The 26,968-nt window shown below is 65.1% G+C and carries 14 protein-coding genes and 1 pseudogene; 3 read left to right on the top strand and 12 right to left on the bottom strand.

The features are described 5' to 3' along the window. Positions 1-436 precede the first annotated feature (436 nt). The 12 genes from pbpC to prpB form a co-directional block, all read right to left on the bottom strand. On the bottom strand, positions 437-2,848 hold the full coding sequence (pbpC, locus tag ACCQ13_RS04605) for a penicillin-binding protein 1C (protein WP_104605140.1): 2,412 nt from the start codon (positions 2,846-2,848) through the stop codon (positions 437-439). A 99-nt stretch (positions 2,849-2,947) separates the two neighbouring features. After that, positions 2,948-3,895 carry a glycerophosphodiester phosphodiesterase family protein gene (locus ACCQ13_RS04600; protein ID WP_104605142.1) on the bottom strand — a complete coding sequence of 316 codons (948 nt, stop codon included), beginning with the start codon at positions 3,893-3,895 and terminating at the stop codon, positions 2,948-2,950. A gap of 74 nt (positions 3,896-3,969) precedes the next feature. Then, positions 3,970-6,936 (bottom strand): TonB-dependent receptor, encoded by a 2,967-nt coding sequence (locus tag ACCQ13_RS04595; RefSeq protein WP_159406709.1) that lies wholly within the window; start codon positions 6,934-6,936, stop codon positions 3,970-3,972. A gap of 360 nt (positions 6,937-7,296) precedes the next feature. Continuing rightward, complete coding sequence (locus ACCQ13_RS04590) at positions 7,297-12,198, bottom strand: alpha-2-macroglobulin family protein (RefSeq protein ID WP_208800478.1); 4,902 nt, start codon at positions 12,196-12,198, stop codon at positions 7,297-7,299. A 571-nt stretch (positions 12,199-12,769) separates the two neighbouring features. Further along, positions 12,770-13,762: a nucleoside hydrolase gene (locus tag ACCQ13_RS04585; RefSeq protein ID WP_104605148.1), complete on the bottom strand. Its 993-nt coding sequence runs from the start codon at positions 13,760-13,762 to the stop codon at positions 12,770-12,772. Positions 13,763-13,838: 76 nt separating this feature from the next. Next, a complete protein-coding gene (locus ACCQ13_RS04580; RefSeq protein ID WP_372372346.1) occupies positions 13,839-16,055 on the bottom strand; it encodes a TonB-dependent receptor in 2,217 nt (738 codons plus the stop codon). A gap of 404 nt (positions 16,056-16,459) precedes the next feature. Then, on the bottom strand, positions 16,460-17,659 hold the full coding sequence (gene prpF, locus ACCQ13_RS04575) for a 2-methylaconitate cis-trans isomerase PrpF (RefSeq protein ID WP_104605152.1): 1,200 nt from the start codon (positions 17,657-17,659) through the stop codon (positions 16,460-16,462). A gap of 81 nt (positions 17,660-17,740) precedes the next feature. Beyond that, positions 17,741-18,058 (bottom strand): type II toxin-antitoxin system RelE/ParE family toxin, encoded by a 318-nt coding sequence (locus ACCQ13_RS04570; protein ID WP_104605154.1) that lies wholly within the window; start codon positions 18,056-18,058, stop codon positions 17,741-17,743. After that, positions 18,055-18,297 (bottom strand): type II toxin-antitoxin system ParD family antitoxin, encoded by a 243-nt coding sequence (locus ACCQ13_RS04565; protein ID WP_104605156.1) that lies wholly within the window; start codon positions 18,295-18,297, stop codon positions 18,055-18,057. The genes ACCQ13_RS04570 and ACCQ13_RS04565 overlap by 4 nt, the downstream gene beginning before the upstream one ends. Positions 18,298-18,385: 88 nt before the next feature. After that, the gene (gene acnD, locus ACCQ13_RS04560; RefSeq protein ID WP_372372345.1) at positions 18,386-20,980 is read right to left on the bottom strand and encodes a Fe/S-dependent 2-methylisocitrate dehydratase AcnD; all 2,595 of its coding nucleotides are present in this window, start codon (positions 20,978-20,980) and stop codon (positions 18,386-18,388) included. A gap of 151 nt (positions 20,981-21,131) precedes the next feature. Beyond that, positions 21,132-22,286 (bottom strand): bifunctional 2-methylcitrate synthase/citrate synthase, encoded by a 1,155-nt coding sequence (gene prpC / locus ACCQ13_RS04555; RefSeq protein WP_159406704.1) that lies wholly within the window; start codon positions 22,284-22,286, stop codon positions 21,132-21,134. 76 nt (positions 22,287-22,362) lie between these two features. Continuing rightward, positions 22,363-23,259 (bottom strand): methylisocitrate lyase, encoded by an 897-nt coding sequence (gene prpB, locus ACCQ13_RS04550; protein ID WP_104605162.1) that lies wholly within the window; start codon positions 23,257-23,259, stop codon positions 22,363-22,365. Between the two features lie 173 nt (positions 23,260-23,432). Between prpB and prpR the strand changes: the two genes are divergently transcribed. From prpR to ACCQ13_RS04535, 3 genes and pseudogenes are all read left to right on the top strand, one after another. After that, the gene (prpR, locus tag ACCQ13_RS04545) at positions 23,433-25,010 is read left to right on the top strand and encodes a propionate catabolism operon regulatory protein PrpR (RefSeq protein WP_372372344.1); all 1,578 of its coding nucleotides are present in this window, start codon (positions 23,433-23,435) and stop codon (positions 25,008-25,010) included. A gap of 155 nt (positions 25,011-25,165) precedes the next feature. Next, positions 25,166-26,711, top strand: a pseudogene (locus tag ACCQ13_RS04540) (IS3 family transposase). Between the two features lie 60 nt (positions 26,712-26,771). After that, positions 26,772-26,927 (top strand): hypothetical protein, encoded by a 156-nt coding sequence (locus ACCQ13_RS04535; protein WP_274392054.1) that lies wholly within the window; start codon positions 26,772-26,774, stop codon positions 26,925-26,927. The last annotated feature ends 41 nt before the right edge of the window (positions 26,928-26,968 follow it).

Genomic DNA, 26,968 nt, shown 5'->3' with positions numbered 1-26,968 from the left:
CGCTCCATCGCGCCCGGGTGCGCTCCTACAGATCGAGCACAATCAAGGCAGCGACTTGCGCAGCGAAGAACATGCCGACGCATTGGCCGACATGTTGGAAGGCGGGATCGGCAAGTGCCTCCAAGCCTGATGTGCTTCGCCCCCCCGTAGGAGCGCACCCGGGCGCGATGAGGCTTTCCCGGTAACGCTCCGTCGCGCCCGGGTGCGCTCCTACAGATCGAGCACAATCAAGGCAGCGACTTGCGCAGCGAAGAACATGCCGACGCATTGGCCGACATGTTGGAAGGCGGGATCGGCAAGTGCCTCCAAGCCTGATGTGCTTCGCCCCCCCGTAGGAGCGCACCCGGGCGCGACGAAGCTTTCACGGTAACGCTCCATCGCGCCCGGGTGCGCTCCTACAGATTGCGCGTGGGTGAGTCGTCCGTCGATGATGGAATCAACGTAGTACGCGAAACCGTACCTGGGTCCAGGCGCCATCGCCGGCCATCGCGGTCAGCGTGTGCTGTCCCACCTCCGCGAAATCGCGCTGAAATCCCTGTCGTCCGCTGGTCTGGGCGATCCAGCGGCCATCCAGAAGCCAATCGATGCGCGCTTCGCTGCCCAACGCGCGCAGCTGCAATCGCACCGGGCGGACGCTGTCGTTTGCGCGTGCCAGGGTGGCACGGTCGCTCACCCCTTCGATGCGCAGCACGCCGCCACCGGTCATGCGCCCATCGGGCAGACAGTCGGCGGCCAACGGTGGCAACTGCGCAGCCGTGCGCTCGGCCGCGCTGAGCCAAGGCGACACCAGCGCCGGCCAACGCGCCAACGCACGCGATTGCCGCTGATGCGGCTGGGTACATTCCTGCGACAGCCGCTGGCCGCTGCGCGCGTCCACCTCGAACCGCAGCTGGCCGCTCTGCCAGAGCCGCGCATCGCGGTCGGCGAAGGTCGGCGGCACCGCGCCATCGAGCGTATAGGCCTCGGCCCGGCGCGCACACAGCGGCGGCGGCGTCTGCTGGGCCGCCCCCCCCAGTGGCCAGCAGATCTCCACCGGCTGCACCGTCGCAGGCATCGGTACCGGCACGCTGTCGCCGGCATTGCGCGGCAATGCATCGATGACCTCGAACATCAGCGGCAATGCCGTCACCGCGCCGTATTGCCCGGGCAGCGGCGTGCCGTCCGGCCGCCCTACCCAGACGCCCACCGTATAGCGACGCGTGCCACCGATCGCCCAGGCATCGCGGTAGCCATAACTGGTGCCGGTCTTCCAGGCCACGCCCGGGCGCGCGGCGGTGTCGAAGGTGCCACTGCCGTAGCCGGGGCGTGGGTTGCTCTGCAGGATCTCGCGCACGATCCAGGCAGCACCGGGCGACATCAGCCGGCGGTTGATCTGCGCATCGTCCGGCGTATAGCGCACATGCCCGGCAATGCCGCCACGATTGAACGCCGCAAAGGCGCCTACCAACTCCTGCAATTGCGCACCGGTGCCGCCCAGGATCAGCGCCAGCGATGGCGGTGTGCCACGCGGGAAGTGCAGCGCAATGCCGGCATTGGACAGCCGCGCGGCAAAGCGTGCCGGGCCGATGCGATCGAGTAGATCCACTGCCGGCACATTCAACGACAGGCGCAATGCAGTGGCCGCGCTCACCGGCCCATTGAAGGCGGCATCGAAGTTGCCGGGCCGGTAATCGCCGAAGCTTTGCGGCGCGTCCACCAGCAGGCTTTCCGAATGGACCAGGCCATCGTCCAGTGCCATGCCGTAGAGGAACGGCTTGAGCGTGGAGCCAGGCGAGCGCCAGGCCTGCACCATGTCCACATGCCCCAGCCGTTTGCGGTCGCCGAAGCTGGCCGAGCCCACGTAGGCGCGCGCTTCCATGGTGGCGTTATCGACCACCAGCAGGGCCGCCGAGGTCCGTTCGGGCAATTGCGAAAAATACGTGCCCACACGTTCTTCCAGCGTGCGCTGCAGCTCCACATCCAGCGTGGTGACGATGCGTGCGGCGCGCGGCTGTGCGCTGTGCAGGCGTTGCGCCAGCAAGGCCGCCTGCAGCGGCGGCTTGAGCGACCGGGTCACCACCGGCTCGATGCGCGCATCGTCCACCTGTCCGCGCGACCACACGCCCAGTTCCACCATGCGGTCGAGCACCTTGTCGCGCGCGCGCTGCGCCGCCTCCGGGTGCCGGTCCGGGCGCAGCCGGCTGGGCGACTGCGGCAACACCGCCAGCAAGGCCGCTTCGGCCTGCGAGAGCGCCTTGGCCGGCTTGCCGAGATAGGCCCAGCTGGCTGCTTCCACGCCCTCGATGGTGCCGCCATACGGTGCGCGCTCCAGGTAGAGGGTGAGGATCTCGCGCTTGCTTAGATGCAGTTCCAGTTGCATCGCACGCAGCAGCTGCTTGGCCTTGCCCCACGGCGTGCGCGTATGCGGGTCCAGGATGCGTGCCACCTGCATGGTCAGGGTGGACCCGCCGGACACGATGCGCCCGCTGCCGAGCCACTGCCCAGCGGCGCGCAGCAGGCCCCATGGATTGATGCCGGGGTGCCGCCAGAACCAGCGGTCCTCGTAGTTCAGCAACGCCTGCAGATAGAGCGGCGACACCGTCTCAGGGGTGGCCGGATAGCGCCACACCCCGTTGCGGTCGGCGAACGCGCGCAACGGCGTGCCGTCGCGTGCCACCACCAGGGTGGAGGTATCGCGCGATTCGGGCAGCGGCAGCGGGAAGGCCAGGTCCAGCACCAGCAACCCGGTGAGCAGGGCCGCCGCACTCCAGCGCAGCCAGCGGCGACCACGCCGGGCCGGTTGTTTGCGCGCAGGCGGACGCGGCTGCGTGCGGTCCATCCAGGTCTGCGCCGGCGGTTGTTCGTCCATTGTGCCAAGCATGCAGGGCAAAACGTGTTTCGGCCACTGCTACGCGCTCGCACCGCCTGCCCACAGGCTATCGGTTCGCTACTGACACCCGCCGCTGGCTCAGCGTTTTTCCAGCGTGGCGCGATAACGCAGCAAGGCTTCCGGTGCATCGGTCTGGATGATACTCACGCCGTCGCGGTACAGCCGGCCCCAGACCTTGTCCGGGTCGCGTACTGCATCGGCATCGCCGCCGTAGCCGACGATGAAGCCTTCCCACAGCGAGTTGACCATCAACCGCACGCTGTGCGCCTTGCTCACCGCGGTCAGCGCGGGCAGTTGCGCGGCGGCCATCCTGGGCAACTCGAACGCCATCGGGCGCGCATTGCGCGTCTGCGCCTTGGCGATCGCCGCCAGATCGGCAGTGCCGTGTGCATTGAGCAGAATCGGGAAGAAGTACACGGTGTTGAACGGCGCCATTCCCGCCAGTGGTGGCGTGGCGATGCCGGCTTCGGCCTTGACGATCACCTGGTGCTGCATCCCCAAACGCGCCACCGCATCGACCACCTGCACGTAGATCGCATCTTTGACATCCAGATTGAGCAGGATACGGCCCTTGGACGCGGCCAGCATCTGCTCCAAAGTGACTACGCGCTGGTCGGTCAGCGGCGCCTGCGCGCCGCCTTCGTCGCTGCGCAGGCGCAGCTTCTGCAGGTCCGCCAGGGTCAGTTCGGACAGCTTGCCGGTGCCGTCGGTGGTGCGGTCCACGGTGGCGTCGTGCAGCATCACCAGGGTGCCGTCGGCGGCACGTCGCACATCGGTTTCCATCACATCGGCGCCGATCGCGATGCAGCGCTCCAGTGCGGCCAAGGAGTTCTCCGGCGCGGTATCGGCGAAACCGTGTTCAGGTGCTGGCGCATGACACCCGCGATGGGCCACGACCACGATGCCGCCCTGCGGATTGCTCAAGCGTGCCTGGATGGCGGCCACGCCGTTGGGCGCTGCAGTAGCGGGGGTGGCCATGGCCGCGCACACCGATGCGGCAAGGGCGGTGACAGAATGCAAGGACATCGAAACGACTCCGCTTGAGGGAAATAAATCGCTGTGCATCTACCAGCCTCACCGTGCTGCGTGATGCTGCTGGATCAAAACGCCGGGGTAAACCGCAGACCAACCCAATAGGTCGTGGGTACCGAGTAACTGTCCTTGAGCAGGTTCTGCCCGGGGCCGGTGACACTGGTGATGCGGCTATGGGTGAGGTTACTGACCTGGCCGACCAGGCTGAACTGCTTGCTGACCGCGTAGGTGGCGGTGAAGTCCAGTTGCGAGCGTGGCGACCAGTACAGATCCTGCCAATCGATATTGCTGACGATGGCGCGTAGCGCCTTGCCCTGCCGGTTGTAGGCCGCGCGCAGTTCCAGGCCACCGGTGTTGTAGAACAGCGTGGCATTGGCGGTGTAGTCCGGCTGGCCGACCAGATTGTCGAGTGTGCGTTCGCGCTGGGTCACCGCGCCGCCGCTGCCGACGCTGTAGGGCACATCCAGGCTGCCATCGAGCAGCGCCAGATTGGCGCTGAATCCGACGCCGCTCAACCAGGGCGCAAGCGGGGATAGCGTATTGACGATGCCATTGAACTCCACACCGCGGATGCGTGCCTTGGCAGCATTGGCCGGTGTGCTAATCATCGCATTGGCGTAGGTGGTGCCATCGAAGGTGTAACTGTCGGTGCGCGAGAGCGTAAAGATTTCATCCTGGATGCGTTTGTCGAACACCGCCGCCGCAGCGAACGCGTCGAAATCGCCAGGCAGCTGCCATTCCAGCGACAAATCCAGGTTATTGGACACACGCGGCTTGATGTCCGGGTTGCCGATGGTGACCGTGACGCCTTGCGCATTCGGGTTGCCGGCGTCGGCCGTGTTGACGAAGCCGATCGAGGTGCGTGCGGCGTACGCATCGTAAGGCGGCCGGCCGAGCGTGCGGCTGGCACCGGCGCGCAGGTCCAGCGCGTCGGTCAGATGGTAGGTCATGACGGCCGACGGCAGCAGATAGTCGTACTCCGCACTGGTCGGATGATCGACATAGACATAGCGGTTGCTGGCGGTGTCCAGCTGCCGCTGGCGACCGACGGTGTCGAGCCTGGTGCTGTCCAGATGCACGCCGGTCTGCACATTGAGCCGGTCGCTGCGATAGCTCACCAGGCCGTAGCTGCCGAAGGTCTTTTCGGTATGGGTGAAGTTGTCCTGGTTACTGAAGGCCTGCTGGTCGGTGCTGTTGAAAGCGCTCAATGGCGTACTGGCCAGCACGCGATTGGCCTTGTCCGGATCGATGCTGAGCAGGTTCAACCCCACATAGCGCATCGGCGCCCTGCCGCTGCCGACCACATCGGCGAGGCCGAGCGCGGGCGCGCTGCGATTGGGCTGATATTCCACACGGTAGATGTCGTAGGACGGTTTGTCGGTGGTGTAGGACACGCCCGCTGCAAAGCCAATGCCTTGATCGCTTTCGCCTTGATTGAAGCCATAATCGAGCCGACCGGTGAGGATGCGATCGGCGGCCGTGCGCTTGTAGTCCGGCCGCCAGTACGACAGGCTGTAGTTGTCCAGATTCGTGTAAGCCTGCGGCGACACGGCGAAGCGTTGGTCGAACCCGGAGGTGTCGTAGTTGAACGCATAATTTGGCGTGGCATTGAGGCTCACGCCATTGCCGGTCTGCCCCACCGGCACCGGCGCCGGGCGCGTGATGCCGGTGGCGTATTTAATCATGCGGATCGGCTCGTCGTAGGTGGCATCCGACCACGCGCCGCGCGCAGAGAATTGTTGCCGATCGCTGGGCCGCCACAGCGTGCCCAGCTGGGCCACCTTGGTCTGCGTGGTCATGATCTGGTTTGAGTAACCCACCTCGATATCTCCACCCGGATAGCGACCGGAGGTCGCGGTCTGGTCAAACACCTGATTGCGATTGCGCGGGTCGATGATGACTTCGTTGCGCTGCATGTCGTCCTTGAAGGAGTAATAGCCGGCCATGGCGTACGCTTCCAGCGCCGCGCTGGGCCGCATTTCGAACTTGCCGGTGACGCCATAGCGGTCGCGCTGGTTTTGCACGTACCAGTACTTGTCCTGCTGCGGCACGGCCCAGCCATTGCCGAGATTGGCGCCGGTCTGCAGCACACCGTTGGCGTCGTAGAAGCCGTAATGCACTGTGTCGGTGGTCATGTGGGTTTCGGTGTAGCTGCTCAGCGTCTGGTAGTTGGCCGACAAGGTCAGCCCGTACTGCTGCTCGCTACCGAAGGTGCGGCTGCCGGTGGCATTCAACCGGTAGCCAAGATCGTCCTGGTCGCGCGGCTTGCCCACGTCGTTGGCGTGTCCCAGTGCGGCTTCGGCACTGAAGAACGGCTTGCCGCCGTTTTCGAACGCGCTGCGGGTTTTCAGGTTGATCGCACCACCGGTGGCGTTGGGATCCAGGTCCGGCGTGAAGGTCTTGACCACCTGCAATTCGCTGACCATCGAAGCCGGCAGCAGATCCAGCCGCACGCCACGCGTGATCGAACCGAGCGTGCCGTTCGGCGTGCCCGGCGAGGCGATGGTCAGCCCGTCGATGGTGACGTTGTTGTACGACGGCCCGAGACCACGCAAGACCGGAGTAGCCGCCTCATCGCGCGGATGTTCGTTGTCAGTGGCAGGCAACACCGACAGGCCCGGTACGCGACGCAGCGCTTCGACAATGGTGCTGTCGGGCAGTGCGCGCACATCGGTGGCGCTGATGACGTCGGTGATATTGGTCGCCGCACGCTTGCTTTCCACCGCTGCTGCGTTGGCGCGCCGTACGCCGGTGACCTGCATGGCATCCAGTGTCTGCACGCCGGTTTTGGTTGCGGCGGCCGGTGCGGCGGCGTTGGATACTTCCCCTGAGGACGCGAGCGATTGTGCGCCCACCGCATCGCCCGGTGCCGCGCTGGCGCCTGCGGGATTTACAGAGAATGCGGGCGACGATGCAACGGTGCGCTCTGCGCTAGCAGACGTCGCGTTGGTCTGCGCCTGCAATGCTGGCGAACATGCCGCGATGGCGACGGCGAGAACGGACAAGTGAAAACGGCACGAATCGGAGCGCTGCATGGAATCCCGTGATCGCGTAGCAAGAGCACCACGCCTGTGAGAAAGCACGCCACCGTAGCCAATGGAAATGACCCCTGCGTTTCGCTCGCATCTCAAGGCCAAGACAATGCGTAGCGGCATCGCCAGATACGAAGCAGGTCGTCGGAGTCGAAACAACCGTCAGTGCGGCGCTTCACTCCTGCTGCGGGCGATCAAAGCCCCTCTCCCGGCGGGAGAGGGGTTGGGGTGAGGGGACGGGGCGAAGCCGCTCGGCAATCGATCACACCAGGCTCCGCACCGACCCTCATCCGCCCCTGCGGGGCACCTTCTCCTCCATGAAGGAGGACAATGTCCCGACGGGAGAAGGACCAACGCATCGCCTTACGGCTGCACCACCGTGATGGTGGATGGAGTGGTGTGCCCCACCCCGCGCAGTTCCGGCCGGTACATATCTTCCACCAGCGACGGCGGCACGGTGTAGGTGCCCGGCGTGACTGCACGCACCAGGTAGTACACCTGGGCCTTGCTGCCCCTGGAGAGTGCCAGCGCGGCCACATAGCGGTCGTCGCGGAACTCTTCGTGCTTGATGTCGGCGGCGCTGGAACGCTCGGAGATGCCGATACCGTCCACCACCACATCAGCCCACTGCTTGGCGTCGCCCAGGTTGAAGTTCTCGATCTCCAGGCCGGCCGGCAACAGATCGGTGAGCAAGGCGTCGGGCATCGCCTCGTTGGCGGTGATGGTGACGCGCACGATCAGCGCCTCGCCCTCCTTCAGTGCGCGCGGCGTCCACGGCTTGCCGTCGGTGGTGTACCAGCTGCGCTCCACACTGAGGTGGCGCGTATCTGCCTCCGGTGCGCTACGCGGGATGCCGGCCACTTCCAGGCTGGCGTACATCGGCGCCTCGCCCTGCGGCGCAAACTGCACCCCCCGTGCGAGCGCGGCGCTGTCGAAGCTGCGCCCGAACACCCGTGCCGGAGCGATCTGCTGGGCGTCGCCGCCCACGGTCAGCGTGCCGGACACCTGCTTGCCCTGCCCCACCATCAAGGCCTTGCCCAGGCGCGCAAGTGCCACCTGCTCCTGCGTGCTCAGCCACAATGGGCCACCAGCGCGGCGTGCATCCAGCGCACGCCCCAGGGCCACTGCGCGGGTGTCGTACTCGGGCTTGGACAGGCCACGTTCGTGCAGCAGGGCCATCATCAAGGCATCGTCGCGGATTGCACTGCCGTAGTCGCCGAAATACGGCGGCCGCTCGGAACTGTCCTTGGCGAAGCCAGCCTTGATCGCCGCCTCGCCCCGCTTGGTGTCGCCCTGCAGCGACAGTGCCGCACCCAGGTGCACCAGTGACAAGCCGGTGAGCGCCTTGTCGCGCTGGTTGTCGTACAGCGCGCGCAGCGTGCCCAGCGGGGCGCGGTTGACACGTGCCAGCACGTAACCGGACCAGGCCTGGTTGGCGAACTTCAGATTGTCGCGGCGGTCCTGCCCATAGAACTCATTGCCGCCGGAGAGCAGATCTTCGCTCAGGCGATTGAGCGCCTTCTGCAACACGTTGTCGGGCACCGTGAAACCAGCATCCTTGGCGTCGAGCAGGAACTCGGCGATGTACGGCGTCAGCGCCGGATTGACATAGCCGTCGTCGCCCCACATCGAAAAATGCCCACTGGCGATCTGCATCGACGCCAGCCGCCCGAACGCGCCTTCCATCCGTTCGCGACGCGTGGCCGCCTCCAACCCCTGGGTGCCCAGTGCCTTGGCGGTGGCGTCGTCGAGCAACAGCGCCGCGTAGCCCTTGCTGGTGGTCTGCTCGGCGCACCCGTACGGATACTCCAGCGCGCCCTGCAGCGCGCTGGCGAACGGAATCGGTGGCAGTGGGCTGACCACCATGCGCGCGGTGACCGAGCCGGCCATCAGGCCATCGGCAAAGCCGCTGTCCAGGGTGATCGGTGCCAGCGGGTCGAGCACGCGCGTCTGCGCACGCAGCACCTGCGGCCAGCCGGCACGCACCGGCAACTCGTAGCTGCGGTCGGCCTTGAAGCCGTTACCATCCACGCGCACGCGCACCTTGGCCACGCGATAGCCTTCGGTGGCGGTGAGCGGGAAGCTCAGCGTCTGCTTGGCATCGGTGGCCAGCTTGATGCTGCGCGCCGCCTCGGCAATCGCCAGCGGGCCGATGCCGTCCACGCGCACACTGAACTCACCCGGCTTGCCGGTAAAGTTCTGCACGTCCAGCGTCACCGTGCTGCGGTCGCCCGGCGCCATCACGCGCGGCATGCTGGCCTCGGCCAGGATCGGCGCACGCACGATGGTTTCCATGTCGTGGTTGCCGTAGCGCGTGTCCGAGTAGACCAACGCCGACACCCGCAGGGTGCCGTTGAAATCCGGCACCGGCAGTTGCACGCGCGCATTGCCACGGGCGTCGAGTTTCACCGAGCCGGAGAACAGGTCCACGGTCTGCACGCGCGCCGTAGGGCGCTTGGCCTGCGGCAGCGCTTCCAGTGCCATGTCGCCACCGAACTTGAGCTTGCCACTGGTGCCTTCGAAGCTTTCGATCACCCGACCGTAGATATCGTAGGCATCGGTGCCCAGGCGCCGCTGCGCGAAGAACTGCGCGTTGGCATCAGGCACCGGGAAGCGGGTGATGTTGAGGATGCCCACGTCCACCGCCGAGATGGTCACGTGTGCGGCCTTGCCTGCCAGCTCGGGCACGCTCACCGTCACCGGCAATGGCTGCTCCGGGCGCATCTGCTTGGGCGCAGACAGGCCCACTGCCACGCGGCGGGCCTTGCGCTCCATCGGCACGAACGCCACGCCCACGGCGCGTGCGGGCGTGATCTTGCTGGGAGCGGTGCCGCCGCGGAGCACCAGCGCGGTGACGTAGACATCGTGGCGTTCCCAGCTTTCTGTCACCGGAATCTCGAACGTGCTGCCCGGCTTGACGTCGATGTCCTGCACGTACAGCAGCTTGTCGCTTTCCACCAGCAGCACGCCCTTGCCGGCATGCGGTGGGGTCAGCGTCACCTTGAGCGTGTCACCGGCGCGGTAGCCGGTCTTGTCCAGGGCCAGCTTGACCTTGTCCGGGCGCGCGTCCAGGCCACGATTTTCGTCGTTCCAGCTCCAGCCGGCGCGGAACGGGTAGCGCGTGGTCAGCCCGGTGGCCGGGTCGAACACATCCAGGCGGTACTCGCCCCATTCCACCGGAAAATCGAGCTTGGCGTTGCCGCCGGCCACGTCGATGATGCGCGTGTCCTTGTTCTCGAAGCGGCGGGTGAAGTCGTAATCCCAATGGTCGTCGGTGTAGTTCCAGTGGTAGTCGCGCAGCTCGCGCACCAGCGTGGCCTTCAGGCCCTTGGCCGGCTGCGGCTTGCCATCGGTATCCACACGGGTGATCTCGAAGCGCGCGTTGGCATTGGCATCGGCGCCGTCCTTGTCGTCGAACAACGGGCGCACGCCGACCAGCGCCTTGGCCGGCCACAGCACGCGCTTGAGCGTGCGGGTGACGGTACGTCCGCCGGTCTCGTACACGCTGCCGGAGACCACCGCGGCAATCGTGCTGACCGGCTTGGCCTCGGCCGGCAGCGCGATGTCTTCGCGCAGGATGCCGTCACCGCCGAACTCGGTTTCGATCACGTCCTTGGCTTCGCGCGGCAGCTCCAGCGTGGGGTCGCCGAAGAACCAGCCCGGCAACGACTCCAGCGGGTGCTGCTCCACGCTCACCGCCAGCTTGGCGGTGAAGCGGTTGCCATCGGCCGGCGCGCCATACAGATACGCGGCATTGGCCACCAGCTTGAACGGCTGGCCGGCGCTCAAGGTCTTCTGCGTGCTGTCCAGGTCCAGCTTCATGCGCTCGGGCAGGAACTCTTCCACACGCACGGTCATGCCCTGTACGGCGTCCTTGCTGGCCGGGTCGGTGCGGAACTCCACCTGCCAGCGGCCGGTCGGCGCATCGGCGGGAATCTGCTGGGTGAACTCGAAATAGCCTTGTTCGCCGGGCTGCAGCTTGGTTTCGCGGAACGTTTTGCCGTCCGGCTGCTTGAGGCGCAGGAAGACCGGCTGAGGCTTGGTGGGCTTGCCGTCGTTGTCGCGCAGGATCGCCGAGACCCGCATGGTCTCGCCGGGGCGATACAGGTCGCGCCCGGCCCAGGCGAATACGTCGAACCACGCACTCTGCCGCCCGGCCACCGCAAACTCGCTCAGATCCAGCGCCGGCTGGTTGAACGGCAGCATGGACAGATCGGTCTTGCTGCGCGCCACCAGCACATGGCCAGCATCGAGCGTGTAGTTGAGCAACGCATTGCCGTTGCCGTCGGTGGCGCCCTTGAGGAACAGCTCGCCCTTGGCATCCAGAATGCGCACTTCCACGTTCTTGATCGGCTCACCGCTCTGCAACGAGGCGGTGTGCACGAACAGCTTGTCCTTGTAGGCGCGCGTGTGCAGGCCGATGTCGCTGATGGTGAAGAAGGCGGTATCGAATTCGTTGCCGAAGCTGCCGGCACGCTTCATCACCGCGAAGTACAGGCCAGGCTCCTGCAGCTCCTTGATGTCCTGCGTGGGCAGGTAGGTCAGCACGCGCTCGTTCTGCTTGCCGCCCAGGATGAAACGATTGACGTAGACCGGGTCGGCCAGCTTGGACAACGGCTGCTTGCCGCTGTATTCGCTTTCCAGCTCCCAGCTGCCGCGGCGCCCGCCGCGCTGGAAATGCTGGAAGAACGCCGGCAGCGACTTCTCGCGCACACGCAGGAATTCCACGTCCACTTCCGGCACGTTGACCGACACCACCGGCAGGCCGCGGCTTTCGCGCGCCGGCAGCACGCTGCCCTGCGAGGCAAACCCGGCCACCGGTTGCAACTGGCCGGTATAGACCTTCTGTTTGAGCGGCTTGCCCAGCCGGCTACCGTCGGCCGCCAGCAGGTTGGCGTCGATCAGCACCGTGTAGTCCTTGGCGGCCTCGACATACGGATAGCGCAGGGTCTTGCCGTCGTCGGACAGCGACCAGCTGCTGTCACCGGTACCGACCTTTTCCTCGAAACGCACCAGCGCATCGAAATCCTGCGTCCCAACCAACGGCCGGGAGAATTCCAGCGCCAGCGATACGCCATCGCTGGTCTGGTCGGGATAGGCGCGCGCCAGCGCAAAGCCGGTGATGGCCTGCGTGTCGCCCTTGATCGCCTCGCCGCTGGCGGCCGGTAGCTGGCCGCTTTCGTTGCGCTTGCAGGCCACGCTGCCGAGCGCCACCGTGAGCAAGACCACCCACAGCACCATGCGCCGCATGCCCGACGCCCTCATCCCTGATTCCCGGCTGTCCATTCGCGCTACCCCATGACTGAGACCACCAGTATAGCGACGCGCCTCACCTGCATGCGCTGCGTGGCGGCAGAGGCTGCCCGCCCTGCGTCTTCTCGCGACTTCGGGCAAAGAACGCGTGGTGGCCGTTGGATCAGCTGCGCGCAGACAACCTGCAGCCGGGTGGCCCGACTCGGTGCTCCTGGGCTGGTGGGAATGTCCTCAACGGCCCCTCATCCGCCCTCCGGGCACCTTCTCCCGCACGCGGGAGAAGAAGTGCCGCGCTGTGTCTCGCACGCCGGCGTGATGCTGCCTCGCACGCGTGGAAACAATTTCGCTGCCTATTGGATGCAGGTTCTGCAAGTGCAATTGAGTTCCGTCAGTTGCGAAGGCTTGCACCACCACAAAGCGCATGACTCTCCTCTCCTGTTGACGGGAGAGCGCATGACTCTCCTTCTCCCGTTGACGGGAGAAGGTGCCCGAAGGGCGGATGAGGGGCGGTTTACACCGCCGCACCGGAGCGGCGCAGTACCGACAGCACCTGCGCTTCCCTGGCCACGCCGCAGCAGACATCTCAGCGCAGCAGTTGTCGCATATACAACGCAATCAACGCCGGCTTGTCCAGGCGCAGGCAGACCTGCACGTTCGGCGTGCCCGCACTTTCGCGGGTATATCCTTGCGCATCCACGTCCAGATGCAGCGGGATGGTCGGGCACAGTGCGGGGCGCAGCAACCAGGCGACCGGCACCACGTCGAACACCGTTGGCGTGGCGCTGGCCCAGGGCTGGTCGGTGTTGCGCCACTGGTAGTAGAGCTGGGTCAGCGCGTCGGTCAGGCCATCGCCGTGCGCGAACAAGGCTATCCGCTCGGGTTCTTCCAACGTGATCTGGGTGGCATCCAGCGGCAGCAGCACGATCGGCACGCCCGCCGCGAACACGCGCTGCGCAGCAGCCACATCGGACACGATGTTGTACTCGGCAGCCGGCGCGCTGGCCGGGCGATACGCGGACTTGCCGTAGCCCACCCGCACCGAGCCCCCCATCGCCACGATGCGCTTGAGCTTGGCAAAGCCGGCAGGGTCGCGTTGCTGCGCCAGCGCGGCATCGGTCATCGGACCCAGCACCAGCAGGGTCACCTGCCCTGGGTGGCGACCCGCCTGCTGCAGGATCATTGCCGCCGCGTCCGGCAACCCCGCCGGCAGCTGGCCCTTGGCGGCCCAACGCGCCTGGCTGAAGGCGATCGTGCTGGTGGTGGGCACCCCCACCGCCAACGGAATCTTGTCGCGCCCGGCCTGCTGCAATACACGCTGCAACAACTGCGCACGCAAGCGGGTGTCCCCCCAGGCCGAGGCAATCCCCAGCACATCCAGTTGCGGGCTGCGCAGCAACAGGGCCAACGCGAAGGCATCGTCGATGTCGTCGCCGATGTCGGTGGACACCACCACCTTCTCGGCTGCCAGCGGCACGTCTGCGCGCGGTTCGGCCGGTGCAGGACGCTGCGCCCACGCGGCGGTGGACGTGCACCACATCGCCACCATCACCCATACGCGTTGCCGGATCCACTGCATGTCGCTACTCCTGCTGCCATAAAAAAACCGCCGGCAGGATCGCCGGCGGCTGAGTGCTGCTACACGCCGGCGCCGATCAGAAATTGGCGCGGAACTGCGCACCGACGATGCGCGGGTCGTTGATGAAGCCGGTGAGGTTGTTGAAGTCGATCGCGCCGGTCACGCGGATCTGGTTGGTGCAGTTGCGACAGAACGCCGACAGTTCGTACGCACCGGCGCCCCAGTTGTAGCCGATCTTGGCGCCGCCCTCGACCAGCGGCTGGCCGATGAACTCACGCGAGTCGTACAGGAAAAAGTTCACTTCGCTGCGGTAGGACCAGTCGGTGTAGAAGAACAGCTCGCCATCGTCACCCATCGGGATGCCGTAGCGCAGGGTGGCATTGGCCATCCACTTGGCGGCCTGCGGCAGCGCGTTGCCGTCGATCAGCGCGCGGCCAGCCGCGTTGATCGGATCGGTCACGGTGCAGGTGCGGCACACGCCCACCGACAGGCTGGGGTCGTCGATGCGGGTCCAGTTGTAGGCGCCACCTGCAGTCACGCGCAGGTTCTGGGTGAGCAGCGCCTCGAAATCGAATTCGGCACCGCGCGCCTTGGTCTTGTCGGCATTGAGCAGGCGCACGTCGTTGGACGCGCCACCCACCGCGGTGAGCTGCTGGTTCTTCACGCGGAAATCGTAGATGTCGAAGCTCAGGCGTGCACGGTTGTCGAACAGGTCGGACTTGACGCCGATCTCGAACGAATCCACCGTCTCCGGCTCGGCCACGGTCAGCGGCGCGGTGCCCGAGGGCACGCCAAAGCTGGCGCCACGGAAACCACGTGCGGCACGTGCGTACACGTTGACGTCTTCATTGAGGGCGAAGGTGGCCGCCAGGTCGCCGGTGACCTTGGAGTTGTCGGTCTCGCCGCTGGACGGCTCCACCAGGGTGACCCGATCCAGCGCCAGCACGTCGAAGGTCTTCTTGTCGTAGGTGTAGCGGATGCCCGCGCGCAGGTTCAGGCGGTCGGTGGCCGCATAATTCAACGAGCCGAACGCCGCCCACGAGGTGTTGCGCTGGCGGGTCAGCTGGTAGCTGGCAAGGTCCCCGCCGCTGAAGGTGTTGTAGGTGTAGTTCTCGCCTTCCACATCGTCGTGGAAGTAGTACAGGCCGGCCTGCCAGTTGAGCGGGCCTTCGTACTGCGATTCGGCACGCAGCTCCTGGCTGTACTGGTCCAGGCTCTTGATGCCACCGGCGGTTTCCACCGGGAACGGAATCGCGCCCGGGCCGGACGGCGGTGCGAACACCGCGCCGAAGCCGCCGTCGATGTCGCCACGGCTGTAGTACTTGCCGATGCCTTCATAGGCGGTGATCGAGTGCAGCGCGATGTCGCCCAGGTCCCAGGTCAGGTTGGCGCTGCCGCCGTAGGTCTGCAATTCCTGTGTGTTGGCGCCGTCGATAAAGGATTTTTCCGCATCGAAGCCATCCACCAGCTGGTTGGTGCCGGGCTGGATGATGTTGGCGCGGAACAGCCGCGCGGTGCCGTCCAGGTGCCGGGCATGCGCATTGAACAGCGCGCTGAAATCATCGCTTGCCTGGTACAGCAACTGCAGGCGCACGGCCGAGTCGGTATAGCCTTCCAGGTCGCGGCCGTCGCGGTTTTCCACCCAGTCGTCGCGGCGTTGGCCCAGGGCGGACAGACGCGCCGCCCAGTGGTCGCCCATCGCGATGCTCAGGCCGCTTTCCAGGGTCATGGTGCCGTAGGTGCCGTAGGACAGGCTGGCGTAGCCGTCATTGGCGCCGATGGTCGGCTTGACCGAATTGAACTTGACCACGCCGGCCGGCGTGTTACGGCCGAACAGCGTACCCTGCGGGCCACGCAGCACTTCCAGGCCTTCCAGGTCGAAGATCGGGAAGCCCTTCAGGAAGGCGTTTTCCTGCACTACGTCGTCATAGATCAACGACACCGGCTGCGAAGCGTAGGTATTGAAGTCGGTGTTGCCGTAGCCGCGGATGTACACGCGCGGGAACACGCGGCCATTGGACGATTCGATGTTCAGGCTGGGCACCTTACCGGCCAGCACGCGGATGTCCGAGCCGCTGGTGGCAATGGCATCCAGGAATTCCGGACGCAGCACGCTGGCCGACACCGGCACGTCCTTGGAATCTTCCGAACGGCGTTCGACCGTGACCTTGACCGCCTCCAGACGTACGACACCGTCGTCGCCGGGAGCCTGCTGCGCAGCAGCGTGGAGCGGGAGGAAAGACGCGACGGCGACGGCAAGCGCGCTGATCTTGAGCGACCGGCTGGCTGACATGGGAAGACTCCAAGTTCTGGTGGCAGGGCGGCTGCCTGGCCTGCATGCCGCAATGCACCATAATTAACACAATTTACACAACTTCAACAGATCGCGTGCAAAAAAGTCTACACCCCCAGGCGAAGCGCTCTAATTGATGCAACGCAGCCATAAACCTCTCCCGTCAGCCGGGTAGGAGCGCGCCTGAGCGCGACAAGCAGTCCCAGCGGTCCCAGCAAGACGGTTTTCTCGCAAGAACACCTCGACGCGCGCCCCACCGCATCGCAGGTGCGTCCGCCGCCCCAGATCACACCGTGCAATCAAGACTCACTACCCAGATACTGGTCGCAGCGCCCAGTGCTACCGGCACGCTACATGCCGCACACACGCCACCTGCCTGGAAGGCAAGACGCCCCTTGCGCCAATCACTCGACCTCGGCGATACCACCTGGCACCCGCACCCACCCTTCCATCAGCACGCGCGCACTGCGGCTCATCAGCGCCTTGGTGACTTGCCACTGCCCATCCACCGGTGTCGCCTCGGCGCCTACCCGCAAGGTGCCCGATGGATGCCCGAACCGCACCGCCGGGCGCGCCACACCGCCGGCTGCCAGATTGACCAGCGTGCCCGGCACTGCCGCCGCGGTACCGATGGCAACCGCCGCAGTCCCCATCATGGCGTGATGCAGCTTGCCCATCGACATCGCTCGCACCAGCAGATCGATCTCGGCTGCCTTGACTGCCTTGCCGCTGGAAGCGATGTAGTCCGCAGGCGGCGCAACGAACGCCACCTTGGGCGTGTGCTGGCGCGTGACCGCCTCTGCCGGGTGCGCGATCAAGCCCATCCGCACCGCACCGTGTGCACGCAAGGTCTCGAACAGGCTCAGCGCACGCGGGTCGCTATTGATGGCGTCCTGCAGCTCGGTGCCGGTATATCCCAAATCGCGCGCATTGACGAAGATGGTCGGGATGCCGGCGTTGATCAGCGTTGCATCGAGCCGGCCCAGGCCGGGAATATCCAGCTGGTCGACCAGGTTGCCGGTGGGAAACATCGCCCCGCCCTCGCCTTCGGCATCGTCGGCCGGGTCCAGGAACTCCAGCTGTACCTCGGCCGCCGCAAAGGTCACCCCATCCAATGCGAAGTCACCGGTTTCCTGCACCTGGCCATCGGTCATCGGCACGTGCGCCACGATGGTCTTGCCGATATTGGCCTGCCAGATCCGTACCGTTGCCACGCCATCGCGCGGCAGCGTTGCGGCATCGACCAGGCCATTGGCAATCGCAAACGGCCCCACCGCCGCCGACAGGTTGCCGCAGTTGCCGCTCCAATCCACGAACGCGCTGTCGATGGACACCTGCCCGAACAGGTAGTCCACATCATGACCCGGCCGCGTACTGGTGGAGACGATCACGCTCTTGCTAGTGCTCGACGTCGCCCCGCCCATGCCATCGATCTGCTTGCCATAGGGATCGGGGCTGCCGATCACCCGCAGCAACAGCGCATCGCGTGCAGCACCGGGCTGCTGCGCCGCTGCGGGCAAATCCTGCAGACGAAAGAACACGCCCTTGCTGGTGCCACCGCGCAGGTAGGCGGCAGGGATGCGGAGTTGGGGAAGATGGGTCATGGCGTCGTGATGTCGTAGAACGAGCAGTGGCTGATACGGTATCGGTGACCACGCCGGCAAGGTGACGGCATACCGTCACCGCTAGGGGGAATCCATCATCCATGCGGGAATATCGCGCTGCATCTGCAGCACACGCCAGATGACGATATCGTCCGCGTGTGCGGTGTAGAACAACAAATACGGGTATCCCTTCAATGGCCAGGAACGGATCTCCGGTAACTGCAGCAACATGGCGTAGCGGCTGGATCCAACGTCGGGGTGAAGCGCAATCATCGCCACTGCGGACTCAAGCGCCTTGATGAAGGCCAGTTCGCGCTGCGTCCCAGCCGCACTGCCGTACCACGCCGCAGCGGCCTTCACATCCTGCAAGGCCAGCGGGCGCCAACGCGCCGACGTCACTTGCTTGCGTCACGCGCGTGGGCACGTGCCCGAAGCGTGTCGAACAATTCAGTGCCCATCGGAACGGCGGGCCCGGAGTTGGCGCCGTCCAACAGCACGGCGCGCAGTTGTTGCGCGTCGCGCTGCCGGCGGATCAGCTCCCGCAGATACTCACTGCTGGAGCCATAGGCATGCTCCACAACCTGCTGGTCGACAAATGCCTTGAGCTCGTCCGACAGCGAGATGTTCATGGTGGCCATCCACGCTCTCCAATGGCAAAGATTGCCAAAGTGTGCCTGCTGGAAGCACCGCCAGCAAGCCGCAGCAGGGCCGCTGGACGGGCCTGCCTCAGGCCACCTTGCTCGCTTCCAGAAAATCCTGCGCAAACCGCTGCAGCACACCACCGGCTTCGTAGATCGAGACTTCCTCGGCAGTATCCAGCCGGCAGATCACCGGCACCTGCAGCTGCTCGCCGTTGCGCCGATGGATCGACAGTGTCAGCGTGGCACCCGGCGTGCGTTCGCCCGCCACATCGAAGGTTTCGCTGCCATCGATACCCAGCGTCTTGCGATTGGTTTCGGCGTTGAACTCCAGCGGCAAGACGCCCATGCCGATCAGGTTGGTGCGGTGAATCCGCTCGAAACCTTCGGCCACGATCACTTCCACGCCCGCCAGACGCACACCTTTTGCCGCCCAATCGCGCGAGGATCCTTGCCCATAATCGGCACCGGCAATGATGATGAGCGGTTGCTTGCGCGCCATGTAGGTTTCGATGGCTTCCCACATGCGCAGCACCTGACCGTCCGGCTCCAGCCGCGTCAGCGAACCGGCGGTGACCTGCTCATCGACCACTGCCATTTCATTGACAAGCTTGGGGTTGGCGAAGGTGGCACGCTGCGCGGTGAGATGATCGCCGCGATGGGTGGCGTAGGAATTGAAATCTTCTTCCGGCACGCCCATCTGCGCCAGATACTCGCCGGCCGCACTGCCGGCCAGAATCGCGCTCGATGGCGACAGATGATCGGTGGTGATGTTGTCGCCCAGCACCGCCAGCGGCCGCATGCCGCGCAGGGTGCGTACACCGGCCAGCGCGCCCTCCCAATACGGCGGGCGGCGGATGTAGGTGCTTTGCGGGCGCCAGTCGTACAACGGGCTGACCTGCATGCCCTGCCCCACACTGCGCTTGAACATCGGCTCGTACACGCTGCGGAAATGCTCCGGCTTGACGCTGCGCGCCACCACCGCGTCGATCTCCGCATCGCTCGGCCACAGGTCCTTCAGCGTGACCGGTACACCATCGGCATCGACACCCAGCACGTCCTTCTCGATATCGAAGCGCACCGTGCCGGCGATCGCATAGGCAATCACCAGCGGCGGCGAGGCCAGAAAGGCCTGCTTGGCATACGGATGGATACGCCCGTCGAAATTGCGGTTGCCTGACAACACGGCGGTGGCATACAGATCGCGCTCGATGATCTCCTGCTGGATGGCTGGATCCAGCGCGCCGCTCATGCCGTTGCAGGTGGTGCAGGCGAAGGCCACGATGCCGAAGCCCAGCTGCTCCAGTTCTCCCAACAGGCCGGCTTCTTCCAGATACAGCTGCACGGCCTTGGACCCCGGCGCCAGCGAACTCTTGACCCACGGTTTGCGGCCCAGGCCGCGCGCGTTGGCATTGCGCGCCAGCAGGCCGGCGGCGATGACGTTGCGCGGGTTGGAGGTATTGGTGCAGGAGGTGATGGCCGCGATGATGACCGCGCCATCGGGCATCTGACCCGGCACCTCTTCCCAGCGTCCTGCGATGCCGCGTTGCGCCAACTCACTGGTCGCCACGCGCTTGTGCGGATTGGACGGGCCAGCCATGTTGCGCACCACGCTGGAGAGATCGAACTGCAGCACGCGCTCGTAGTGTGCCGTCACCAGGTCGTCCGCCCACAAGCCGGTGTGGCGTGCGTAGGTTTCCACCAATGCCACCTGTGCATCGTCGCGACCAGTCAGGCGCAGATAATCGATGGTCTGCTGGTCGATGTAGAACATTGCCGCCGTCGCACCGAACTCGGGGGTCATGTTGGAAATGGTGGCGCGGTCGCCGATGGTCAACGCACTGGCGCCGGCACCGAAGAACTCCAGGTAGGCGCCCACCACACGCTGCTGGCGCAGGAACTCGGTCAACGCCAGCACGATATCGGTGGCGGTGATCCCCGGCGCCGGCCGGCCGGTCAACTCCACGCCGATGATGTCGGGCAGGCGCATCCACGAGGCGCGCCCCAGCATCACGTTTTCCGCTTCCAGCCCGCCTACGCCCACCGCGATCACACCCAAGGCATCCACATGCGGGGTGTGGCTGTCGGTGCCCACGCAGGTATCGGGAAATGCCACGCCGTCCAGTGTGTAGATCACCGGCGACATCTTCTCCAGATTGATCTGGTGCATGATCCCGTTGCCCGGCGGAATGACTTCCATGTTCTCGAATGCGCGCTTGGTCCATTCGATGAAATGGAAACGATCGGCATTACGGCGATCTTCCACGTCGCGGTTCTTGGCGAATGCCTGCTTGTCGAACCCTGCGTATTCCACCGCCAACGAGTGGTCCACGATCAGCTGCACCGGCACCACCGGATTGACCTGGGCCGGGTCGCCTCCTTGCTCGGCGATGGCATCGCGCAGGCCTGCCAGGTCCACCAGCGCGGTCTGCCCAAGAATGTCGTGGCAGACCACACGCGCCGGAAACCACGGAAAATCCAGCTCGCGCTTACGCTCGATCAGCTGGCGCAGGTAGGCGTCCAGCATCTGCGGTTCGGCGCGGCGCACCAGGTTTTCCGCGTGCACGCGCGCGGTGTATGGCAATGCCGCATACGCGCCGGGCTGCAACGCATCGACGGCGGCGCGTGCATCGAAGTATTCCAACAAGGTGCCTGGCAAGGGCTTGCGGTACTGGCTATTCATGGCTGGCGATATCACAAAGCGGGTGGGGTCTGTTGCTGTTGCTGTTGCTGGTCTCGCTACTCACCCCATGCTGCTCGCCACCCTCCCTTCTCCCGCAAAGCGGGAGAAGGTGCCCGAAGGGCGGATGAGGGCCGCTCGCAAACAGCGACTTTCACGAACGCTGATCCAACGGCACGAACACCTGATCTTCCGGGCCGGTGTAATTGGCGGACGGCCGAATGATCTTGCCATCCACGCGCTGCTCGATGATGTGTGCGCTCCAACCGGCCGTACGCGCCAGCACGAACAGCGGGGTGAACATCGCCGTCGGCACACCCATCATGTGGTAGCTCACCGCACTGAACCAATCCAGGTTCGGGAACATCTTCTTGATGTCCCACATCACCGTTTCCAGGCGTTCGGCGATGTCGTACATCTTGCGGCTGCCCTGCTCGTCGGAAAGCTCGCGCGCGACGTCCTTGATGACCTTGTTGCGCGGATCGGACACCGTGTACACCGGGTGCCCGAAACCGATCACCACTTCCTTGCGCTCCACCCGCGCCTTGATATCGGCCTCGGCTTCATCGGGCGTGTCGTAGCGCTTCTGCACTTCAAACGCCACTTCATTGGCGCCGCCATGCTTGGGGCCGCGCAGCGCACCGATGCCACCAGCGATGGCGCTGTACATGTCGCTACCGGTACCGGCAATCACGCGGCAGGCAAACGTGGACGCATTGAACTCGTGCTCGGCATACAGGATCAGGCTGGTGTGCATTGCACGCACCCACGAATCCTTGGGCGCGAACCCATGCAGCAGGTGCAGGAAATGCCCACCGATCGAATCGTCGTCGGTCTCCACTTCGATGCGCTTGCCGTTGTGGCTGTAGTGATACCAGTACAGCAGCATCGAGCCGAGGCTGGCCATCAGCTTGTCGGCGATATCGCGCGCGCCCGGATGATGGTGGTCGTCCTTTTCCGGTTGCAGGCAGCCCAGCACCGAGACGCCAGTCCGCAGCACATCCATCGGATGCGCTGACGGCGGCAGCTGCTCCAGCGCCGCCTTCACCGCCGCCGGCACGCCCCGCAGCGAGCGTAGCTTGGCCTTGTAGCCGCGTAGCTCGCCGCTGTTGGGCAACTTGCCGTGCACCAGCAGGTAGGCGATCTCCTCGAATTCGCTGGTGGTAGCCAGATCGAGAATGTCGTAACCGCGGTAGTGCAGGTCGTTGCCGCTGCGACCCACGGTGCACAAGGCGGTATTGCCGGCGGCCGTGCCGGACAGGGCAACGGATTTCTTCGGCTTGAAGCCGGGAATGACGGTGTCGTTCATGCGATGAGCTCCCAAACGGTGGCGTGTTGCGAAGTCACGGACAAAGCTAAAGAATCGTGGACGCAGCAAGGTGCAATCATGCGCCTTTGCGTGCGAACAGCGCATCCAGCCGCTGTTCGTAATCGTGATAGCCAATGCGCTCGTACAGCTCCTCGCGCGTCTGCATGCTGTCCAGCACGGCCTGTTGATGCCCATCGCGACGGATGGCCATGTAAACCTGCTCGGCCGCCTTGTTGGCCGCACGGAAGGCCGACAACGGAAACAGCTGGATCGCCACGCCGGCCTGCGCGAGCTGGTCGCGGGTGAACAACGGCGTCTTGCCGAACTCGGTGATGTTGGCCAGCACCGGCACTTTCACCGCATCGACGAAGCGCCTGTAGGTCTCCAGATCGTAGGCGGCCTCGGCGAAGATGCCGTCCGCACCAGCCTCCACGCAGGCAATGGCGCGTTCGATGGCCGCCTCCACGCCTTCCATCTGGATCGCATCGGTGCGCGCGATCAAAAAGAACGCTGGATCGGTCTTGGCATCGGCCGCTGCCTTGACCCGATCCACCATCTCGCCCTGGCTGACGATTTCCTTGCCCGGCCGGTGCCCGCAGCGCTTGGCGCCCACCTGGTCTTCGATATGGCAGCCAGCCGCGCCGGCCTTGATCAGGGACTTGATGGTGCGCTCGATATTGAACGCGCTCGGCCCGAAGCCGGTGTCCACGTCTACCAGCAGCGGCAACGCACAGACGTCGGTGATGCGGCGCACGTCGATCAGCACGTCTTCCAGCGTATTGATGCCCAGGTCCGGTAACCCGAGCGAACCGGCCGCCACACCGCCGCCGGACAGGTAGATGGTCTGGTAGCCGGCACGCTGCGCCAGCAGCGCATGATTGGCATTGATCGCGCCGATGACCTGCAGCGGCGACTCGGCAGCCAGTGCTGCGCGAAAGCGCGTGCCGGCGGTGGCGGTAGGCGAAGACGTCATGGCGATTCCTGCGGTGAGATGGAGGGACAATGCGCAAAGGCCATGCCAACGGCAAGCCATTGATTCTACGTGGTCAACCCGCCACTAGTGTTGCATGAACGAAACATCTGCTGCAGCATGAAACAATAACGAAACACGACTGACCAATGCACAGCATTCCACCGACCGACTCCATGGAGTCCACCCCACCTACCATCTGGACCGTCAGCGTCTCGCGGCTGACCGGCCTGCTGGCCGATGTCATCCCCGAATTCGACCAGCGTGCGCGCATCGAGCAGATCAACCTGGGCTTTGCCGAAGCCGTCGAGGTCATTGGCCAGCGCCTGCGCCGCGAGCGTTGCGACGCGCTGGTGGCCGGCGGCTCCAACGCCGCCTACCTGCGCAGCCGCCTGGCGTTGCCGCTGGCACCGATCCAGGCGACCGGCTTCGACCTGATGGAAGCGCTGGCGCGCGCGCGCCGTATCGCTCCGCGCATCGGCGTGGTGACGCATGCCAGCGACGTACCTTCGTTTCATGCCTTCCAGACCAGTTTCGACCTGGACATCGAACACCGCCGGTTCGTCACTGCCGAAGACGCGCGCGACTGCATTGCCGACCTGCGCACGGCCGGCACCCAGGTCATCGTGGGCACCGGCATGGCGATCGATTTCGCCGAGCAGGCCGGCCTGCCCGGCGTATTGCTGTATTCGGCCGCATCGGTGCGCGAAGCCTTGGAGCAGGCCATCACGCTGAGCAGCGCCTCCACCAGCCCACAGCGCCTGACCACGCGCAGCCGCACACGCCGCGTGCGCCGCGACGACGCCCTGCTTGGCGAAGATGCCCCCATGCGGCAGGCACGCGAACTGGTGCAGTTATATGCCCCCCATTCGGGGACTGTGCTCATCAGCGGCGAGACCGGCACCGGCAAGGAACTGATCGCCCGCCAGCTGCACGCCGGCAGCCGGCGTCGCGGCCGCTTCGTTGCCATCAACTGCGGCGCCATCAGCGAGTCGTTGCTGGAAGCAGAATTGTTCGGCTACAGCGATGGCGCCTTCACTGGCGCGCGCCGTGGTGGCCACACCGGCCTGATCGAAGCCGCACAGGACGGCACGCTGTTTCTCGACGAAATCGGCGAACTGCCGATGCCACTGCAAACCCGCCTGCTGCGCGTTCTGGAAGAGCGCGAAGTATTGCGCGTAGGCGCCACGCTGCCGGTAGCGGTGGACGTGCGCGTGGTCGCCGCCAGCCTGCAACCGCTGCAGGTGCTGGTCGAGCAAGGGCGCTTCCGCCGCGACCTTTTTTATCGCTTGGCAGCGCTACGCATCGCATTACCGGCGCTGCGCAACCGCCCCGCAGAGATCGCCCTACTGCTGGCGCATTACTTCCAGCAACTCGGCACGCTGCCATCGCCATTGTCTCCGGCAGCGCTGCAGCGGCTGCAACGGCACACCTGGCCGGGTAATGTGCGCGAGCTACGCAACCTGGTCGAGCGCCTGTGCATCCATTGGAAAGCGCAACCGCACGACAGCCTGGGCCTGGATCAATTGCAACGCTGGGCACCAGAACTGTTCGATCTGCCCATGAGCGACGGCGCGGCAGCAGCCGACCACACCGACCTTGCGACCTCCCGCATGCACCTCACTGCAGCAGCAGTCCGCGCAGCGCTCGATCGCGCAAACGGCAATCGCGCCCTCGCCGCACAGGCACTCGGCGTCTCGCGCACCACCTTGTGGCGCTGGATGCAGGCACACGCGGCGGCATTACCTGCCTGAAATGCAGGCGCCAGCACGCAGCGATCACTTGACCCGCGTGTACTCGGTATCGCCCGTGCTCAAGTGACCGGTCGCCTGGTTGATCGCGTAATTGACGGTGCCCCCCCATGTCACGATAGTTGTCCGCTCCCCTGAATCCTCAGATGGAGAGCCCGATGGCCCGCTACAGCCCCGAACTCAAAGACCAGATCGTCCGGCGGATGATGCCCCCCAACAATCAGAGCGTTGCTGACCTGAGCCGTCACACTGGCATCAGCGCCCCCACGTTGTACGCGTGGAAGAAACAGATCCGCAGCCAAGGATATATCGTGCCTGACACCGCTACTTCGCCGAACAAATGGGACGTGAAAGCCAAACTGAGAGCCGTCGCCCAGACGATGCCGATGAACGAGGCCGAGTGCTCGGCGTGGTGCCGTGAGAACGGCATCTACCCCGAGCAGATCGCTGCCTGGCGGCAGGCCTTTGAGACCATGCAGTCGAGCGCCTCGGCAGCGGAGCGGGCGGTTTCCACGGTGATGCGCAAGCGCGTCAAGCAGCTTGAGAAGGAGCTTTTGCGCAAGGATCGCGCCCTGGCGGAGGCGGCAGCGCTGCTGACGCTGTCAAAAAAAGCCCAGGCTCTCTGGGGCACCGACGAGGACGTCTGATCCCCGCGTCGTTGAAACAGAGAGCCGTCACGTTGATCGCCGAGGCAGTGGCCGCCGGTGCCCGCGAGATCAAGGCATGCCAGGTGCTGGGCATCAGCTGCCGCACGCTGCGCCGTTGGCGCGGTGCCAGCACGCTGGTGGATGCTCGAAAAGGCGCGGCCAAGCACTGCCCGCATGCGCTGAGCTGCGTCGATAAGGAACGAATCATGGCCATCGCCAACCAGCCCGCTTACCAGAGCCTGCCCCCCTCGCAGATCGTGCCCCGGCTGGCAGATCAGGGGATTTACATCGCATCGGAATCAAGCATGTATCGCGTGCTGCGTGCGCGTGGGCAAGTCAATCGCCGTGGTCGCGCCGCCGCCCCGCGAACTGTGGCTAAACCGATGGCGGTGCGTGCCGATGCCCCTCGCCAAGTCTATGGGATATCACGTATCTGCCCTCGACGGTGAAAGGCCAGTTCTTCAAGCTGTATATGATCCTGGACGTCTACAGTCGCAAGATTGTCGGTTGGGAGGTCCACCACGAGGAGCTGGGCATCCACGCATCGGTGCTGATCGGGAAAGCCTGCATGCGAGAGCAGGTGGCGCGCGACACGCTGGTACTGCACGCTGACAATGGCGGCCCGATGAAAGCGGCAACGATGCTGGCCACCTTGCAGAGCCTTCATGTGACCCCGTCCTTCAGCCGTCCACGGGTGAGTGACGACAACCCTTATTCAGAGGCGCTGTTCCGCACGCTGAAGTACGCGCCGTCGTATGCGAGCAGGCCGTTTACCGACATCACCTGCGCGCGCAGTTGGGTGGCGGGCTTCGTGGACTGGTACAACAGCGAGCACCGCCACAGTGGCATCCGATTCGTGACACCGCACGAGCGCCATGAGCGACGCGACCAGGCCATCCTGGCCGCACGCGCGGACGTGTACCGGGAGGCCGCCATGCGTCATCCGAGCCGCTGGCGCGGACGCGCCACGCGTAACTGGACGCCTGTCGGCGCGGTTTGGTTGAACCCGGATAACGACGATAGAAAAGCACCCGATGACATGAAGTTGGCAGCATGAAATAGCGGACAACTATGTTGACAATCACCGAAAGACTGGCGTCTAGGCGACTGGACGGTGTTGAGCAAGATCACCCTAGTCCAGGGTGTGCTGGCTTTCTCGCTGCTGTTTGCCTTTGCGATGTCATGGCATCTCATTCGCCTACGTATGCGTGTGCAGTCGTACGAGCAATTATTGGTTGAGGCAAACAGGCAAGATGGCGCGTCCAGCAAGTAAGCGGCCACCAAGAACGACATGCCGCTTGTGGTGCAATAATG

This window comes from Xanthomonas sp. NCPPB 1638, assembly GCF_041475635.2.
Taxonomy (GTDB): domain Bacteria; phylum Pseudomonadota; class Gammaproteobacteria; order Xanthomonadales; family Xanthomonadaceae; genus Xanthomonas; species Xanthomonas cucurbitae.
The sequence above is the reverse complement of the archived record's forward strand: the minus strand, read 5'-3'. Positions and strand labels throughout refer to the sequence as shown.

Excerpts from the sequence above, each read along its gene's own strand:
- pbpC (WP_104605140.1), bottom strand. The coding sequence starts at position 2,848 with ATGGACGAACAACCGCCGGCGCAGACCTGGATGGACCGCACGCAGCCG.
- ACCQ13_RS04600 (WP_104605142.1), bottom strand. The coding sequence starts at position 3,895 with ATGTCCTTGCATTCTGTCACCGCCCTTGCCGCATCGGTGTGCGCGGCC.
- ACCQ13_RS04595 (WP_159406709.1), bottom strand. The coding sequence starts at position 6,936 with ATGCAGCGCTCCGATTCGTGCCGTTTTCACTTGTCCGTTCTCGCCGTC.
- ACCQ13_RS04590 (WP_208800478.1), bottom strand. The coding sequence starts at position 12,198 with ATGAGGGCGTCGGGCATGCGGCGCATGGTGCTGTGGGTGGTCTTGCTC.
- ACCQ13_RS04585 (WP_104605148.1), bottom strand. The coding sequence starts at position 13,762 with ATGCAGTGGATCCGGCAACGCGTATGGGTGATGGTGGCGATGTGGTGC.
- ACCQ13_RS04580 (WP_372372346.1), bottom strand. The coding sequence starts at position 16,055 with ATGTCAGCCAGCCGGTCGCTCAAGATCAGCGCGCTTGCCGTCGCCGTC.
- prpF (WP_104605152.1), bottom strand. The coding sequence starts at position 17,659 with ATGACCCATCTTCCCCAACTCCGCATCCCTGCCGCCTACCTGCGCGGT.
- ACCQ13_RS04565 (WP_104605156.1), bottom strand. The coding sequence starts at position 18,297 with ATGGCCACCATGAACATCTCGCTGTCGGACGAGCTCAAGGCATTTGTC.
- acnD (WP_372372345.1), bottom strand. The coding sequence starts at position 20,980 with ATGAATAGCCAGTACCGCAAGCCCTTGCCAGGCACCTTGTTGGAATAC.
- prpC (WP_159406704.1), bottom strand. The coding sequence starts at position 22,286 with ATGAACGACACCGTCATTCCCGGCTTCAAGCCGAAGAAATCCGTTGCC.
- prpB (WP_104605162.1), bottom strand. The coding sequence starts at position 23,259 with ATGACGTCTTCGCCTACCGCCACCGCCGGCACGCGCTTTCGCGCAGCA.
- prpR (WP_372372344.1), top strand. The coding sequence starts at position 23,433 with ATGGAGTCCACCCCACCTACCATCTGGACCGTCAGCGTCTCGCGGCTG.